Genomic DNA, 3,417 nt, shown 5'->3' on the forward strand with positions numbered 1-3,417 from the left:
TGAGTGCTGAGTGCTGAGTGCTGAGTGCTGAGTGCTGAGTGCTGAGTGCTGAGTTTTGAGTAGTTACCTATTGCTGAGTTGTGTTAGCGGTAGCGCGGCGTTTAGCTGGTTGTGAGTGTGTTACTCAGAGTTACCCATTGCTGAGTGCTGAGGTCTTCAGCTCTAACTTGGGGGTTTATATTTAATTGTTCCAGTAATTGGCTCAGGCGATCGCGATCAATAACAGATTGCAAATTATTCCGTAGCATTTTGCGTTTCTCGGCAAAGCCTAACTTTAGCAAATTCTCTAATTTTTTTGGGTCATCCGCCGGGATTTCTATCTGTCGGGGACGCAGGCGCACGACGGCGGAATCTACTTTTGGTGGTGGATGAAATGCAGCTGCGGGGACATGACAAATTAATTCGCACTCAGCTAAATACTGCACCCTTACTGATAATGCACCAAATATTCTTGACCCGGATTTCGCATATAATCTTTCCGCTACTTCCTTCTGAATTAATAACACTATCGAATCAAAAGGTGTAGGGTTAGGGTTGGCGATCGTTCCCAATAATTTCTCAATAATTGGCCCTGTAATATTATAGGGGATATTAGCAACAACTTTATTTGGCTTTTGAAAGTTAGGAAATGCTGCCAAGTTTGTAGCCAAATCTAGGGTGAGAAAGTCACCTTGTAGCAGTAAAAAATTCTCCTTATTCCCCAACTGTTTGACTAATAACTTACATAAATCGCGGTCAATTTCCACAGCTACTAAAGACTGTACTAAAGGTAGTAAACGCCGTGTGAGAATACCTGTACCGGGGCCGATTTCCAGGATGCGGTCATTTGTACTACACTCCGCCGCTTTGACGATCGCATCCAAAACCTTATCACTTTTGAGCCAATGTTGAGCAAAGAGCTTGCGCGGTCGTACCATTATTTTTCCTTACTATATCTAAATCTCAGCTTTTTACAAAAAATCTATTTCTTACTTTTTGCTTACTTTTAAGTGTAAATTTTTAATGCTTTTACGGCCAATTGAAATGACAAAAAGATGTAATTGTGATATTGAAGATGATAAAATTTACCTCTGGTTGGGGGGATCTAAAACCATTGTCTCTGAAGATGGCGATCGCTTCCACAAAATCAGCCATCATTCTCCCAGTCTTCAATCTGTAAGCCCTTCACTCGACTAAATTCACTGATATTGTGCGTCACTAAAATTAAATTATGGACTTTCGCAATCGCTGCTATTTGCAAATCATAAGGGCCGATAGGCGTCCCTAAAATTGCCGACTCAGCACGAATTTCACCGAAAACTTGAGCGGCTACATCATCAAAAGGCAGAGAAATAAAACGACTGAGAAAAGCTAACTGTACAGCCAAAGAGCGTTGAGGATTTTTGCTTTTGACTGCACCATAAAAAAGTTCAGCTTTCACAACTGAACAAACAGCAACATCCTGTGGTGATAAAGATTCTAACCGCCGCCGCACACCAGATATGGGACGATTTAGATAAACAATACAAGCATTGGTATCTAATAAATAAATCACTCTAACGACTCCCGCAATTCATATTCACCTTGGGGATATCGCACCAGAGGATCATCTTGTAAACAACCAGCCGTCTGTTCAAAAAAACCAGGAGGCCAGCCTAATTCTTCTGGTGTTTTTGGCTGTACTGCTGTCACAATATGACCCTTTGCAGCCAAAGTTTTGAGAGCATCAACAATGACTTCCTGTGCTGAAGCATACTTACCACTTGCAATCTGACTTTGGATGAATTGTTCAAGTTCTGGAGTTAAGGATACATTCATAGATTTATTTGCAAGGGTATTCTTCCATTGTAAATAACGAGTGATTCAATCAGCTTAATAGAAGCGATCGCCATCATACCAAAACCCCCCGCGCGCTCTCTCTGCGCCTCTGCGTGAGATAATCCCTATATACATATACTTATGCGAAAATACTAAAAAACAGCATAATTATGACAAACACACCCTCAGACAGCATTTGGATAGTCACAGATGCAGCACCGCAAATTGCCGTTACCGATGGTGTTAAAGGTATAAGTGGTAATACCCGCACTTGGAGAGAAGAAACCACTAAAAGCGTAGGCGATGCAGTCAAAGTCAAGAAATGACACACTTCCTAGAAGTAGTGGGACGCTTATTTAACCGCGCAGAACAACAAGCCAACGGCGGAATGCAGCTAGATGAAATTGAATTATCCGTAGAAATCAGTGCTGAAGGTGAAGTCAAATTAATCGGTAACGGTGCGAAAGCAGGCGGGAAAGGCGCGATTAAACTGGTATTTCGGCGACAAGAACCAAAATGAAATGGCGAAAAATTTAGCGATCGCGATCGGCGTTAACTACTATGATTATTTGCAACCGCTAAATTATGCCAAGCGGGATGCAATGTTAATCAGGTGTTCTTTTTCTCTGATGATTCCCCTGATATTGAGGCTAAATCAACCCGTCCCAACAGTAGTAATTTGCTGTGAGTCTTGCGCCAGTGGTTTGAAACTCAATAGAAATCTAGATTTAGCAGAATAATGACGGATTATAAACGAAAGCGACTGGAAGCAGAACGAGAGAGACTTCAGCACGAGTGGGAAATTCGGAATGATAAACTCAAGCTTATTGGAAAACAATTAGCTATTGAGACTAGTGCCACAGAAAAGTTTAAATTAGAAGAGCAACTTAAACAGGAGAAAATTGAGCTAAAGAAACTTGATCAGGAGCTAGAGGCAATTGAGAACTTGTTGCATTGTCAATATGGTTTTGATCAAAAGCCATCTACATCACAAACCTTTCAATTTGAAGTGGTGAAAGTAAACTCACAGGGAAGCATCATCAACCGCCGCAATGAGGAAGCAATATACGTTGCAGAAGACTTGGGGAATGGTGTCAAACTGGAAATGGTGCAGATACCAGGGGGAACATTTACAATGGGTTCACCGGAAAGCGAGGCGGAAAGACTTGATAGAGAAAGTCCCCAGCGTCAGGTGAGAGTTCCCGGCTTCTTCATGGGGAAATATAAAATCACCCAAGCAGAGTATCAAGCCATCATGGGGATAAATCCTGCTAGCTTCAAAGGAGAGAAAAGACCTGTAGAACGAGTCAGTTGGGATGATGCGGTAGAGTTTTGTGAAAAATTGAGCCAGAAAACAGGAAAACCCTACAGGCTACCCAGCGAAGCCGAATGGGAATATGCCTGTCGCGCAGGGACAACTACGCCGTTTTATTTTGGGGAAACCATCACCACAGATTTAGTGAACTATGACGGTAAATATCCCTACGGTTCTGCACCCAAAGGTAAATATCGAAGAGAGACAACAAATGTAGGAATATTTCCGCCGAACTCTTTCGGTTTATATGATAAGTAGCTAAACAAAATTAATTACATAGTTTTTACCAAATTCTCGGAGAATTT

Annotated in this window: 7 protein-coding genes and 1 pseudogene; 4 read left to right on the top strand and 4 right to left on the bottom strand. The window is 41.8% G+C overall.

Annotation, left to right across the window (positions count from 1 at the left end; translation table 11 throughout):
* Nucleotides 1–101 precede the first annotated feature (101 nt).
* The 4 genes from rsmA to ACM0OR_RS27965 form a co-directional block, all read right to left on the bottom strand.
* Nucleotides 102–917 carry a 16S rRNA (adenine(1518)-N(6)/adenine(1519)-N(6))-dimethyltransferase RsmA gene (rsmA, locus tag ACM0OR_RS27950; protein WP_414579663.1) on the bottom strand — a complete coding sequence of 272 codons (816 nt, stop codon included), beginning with the start codon at nt 915–917 and terminating at the stop codon, nt 102–104.
* A gap of 91 nt (nt 918–1,008) precedes the next feature.
* Entirely contained in the window at nt 1,009–1,137 is a 129-nt protein-coding gene (locus tag ACM0OR_RS27955) for a hypothetical protein (RefSeq protein ID WP_414579664.1), read from the bottom strand.
* Complete coding sequence (locus ACM0OR_RS27960; RefSeq protein ID WP_414579665.1) at nt 1,127–1,534, bottom strand: type II toxin-antitoxin system VapC family toxin; 408 nt, start codon at nt 1,532–1,534, stop codon at nt 1,127–1,129. The genes ACM0OR_RS27955 and ACM0OR_RS27960 overlap by 11 nt, the downstream gene beginning before the upstream one ends.
* Nucleotides 1,531–1,797, bottom strand: a complete 267-nt coding sequence (locus ACM0OR_RS27965; RefSeq protein WP_414579666.1) for a ribbon-helix-helix domain-containing protein — start codon at nt 1,795–1,797, stop codon at nt 1,531–1,533. Before ACM0OR_RS27965 ends, ACM0OR_RS27960 begins: the two co-directional genes overlap by 4 nt.
* A 170-nt stretch (nt 1,798–1,967) precedes the next feature.
* On the opposite strand from ACM0OR_RS27965, the gene ACM0OR_RS27970 reads away from it, so the two are divergent.
* The 4 genes and pseudogenes from ACM0OR_RS27970 to ACM0OR_RS27985 form a co-directional block, all read left to right on the top strand.
* Nucleotides 1,968–2,123, top strand: coding sequence for a hypothetical protein (locus ACM0OR_RS27970; RefSeq protein WP_414579667.1), 156 nt, complete (start codon nt 1,968–1,970; stop codon nt 2,121–2,123).
* Complete coding sequence (locus ACM0OR_RS27975; RefSeq protein ID WP_414579668.1) at nt 2,120–2,317, top strand: hypothetical protein; 198 nt, start codon at nt 2,120–2,122, stop codon at nt 2,315–2,317. The genes ACM0OR_RS27970 and ACM0OR_RS27975 overlap by 4 nt, the downstream gene beginning before the upstream one ends.
* Before the next feature lies 1 nt (nt 2,318).
* On the top strand, nt 2,319–2,537 hold the full coding sequence (locus tag ACM0OR_RS27980; protein ID WP_414579669.1) for a hypothetical protein: 219 nt from the start codon (nt 2,319–2,321) through the stop codon (nt 2,535–2,537).
* A gap of 239 nt (nt 2,538–2,776) precedes the next feature.
* Nucleotides 2,777–3,364, top strand: a pseudogene (locus ACM0OR_RS27985) (formylglycine-generating enzyme family protein); the annotation flags it as partial.
* Nucleotides 3,365–3,417: the final 53 nt, after the last annotated feature.

The sequence above is a fragment of the Anabaena sp. CCY 9402-a genome, assembly GCF_963920945.1.
GTDB classification, from domain to species: Bacteria; Cyanobacteriota; Cyanobacteriia; order Cyanobacteriales; family Nostocaceae; genus Trichormus; species Trichormus minutissimus.

Excerpts from the sequence above, each read along its gene's own strand:
- rsmA (WP_414579663.1), bottom strand. The coding sequence starts at position 917 with ATGGTACGACCGCGCAAGCTCTTTGCTCAACATTGGCTCAAAAGTGAT.
- ACM0OR_RS27955 (WP_414579664.1), bottom strand. The coding sequence starts at position 1,137 with ATGATGGCTGATTTTGTGGAAGCGATCGCCATCTTCAGAGACAATGGT.
- ACM0OR_RS27965 (WP_414579666.1), bottom strand. The coding sequence starts at position 1,797 with ATGAATGTATCCTTAACTCCAGAACTTGAACAATTCATCCAAAGTCAG.
- ACM0OR_RS27970 (WP_414579667.1), top strand. The coding sequence starts at position 1,968 with ATGACAAACACACCCTCAGACAGCATTTGGATAGTCACAGATGCAGCA.
- ACM0OR_RS27975 (WP_414579668.1), top strand. The coding sequence starts at position 2,120 with ATGACACACTTCCTAGAAGTAGTGGGACGCTTATTTAACCGCGCAGAA.
- ACM0OR_RS27980 (WP_414579669.1), top strand. The coding sequence starts at position 2,319 with ATGGCGAAAAATTTAGCGATCGCGATCGGCGTTAACTACTATGATTAT.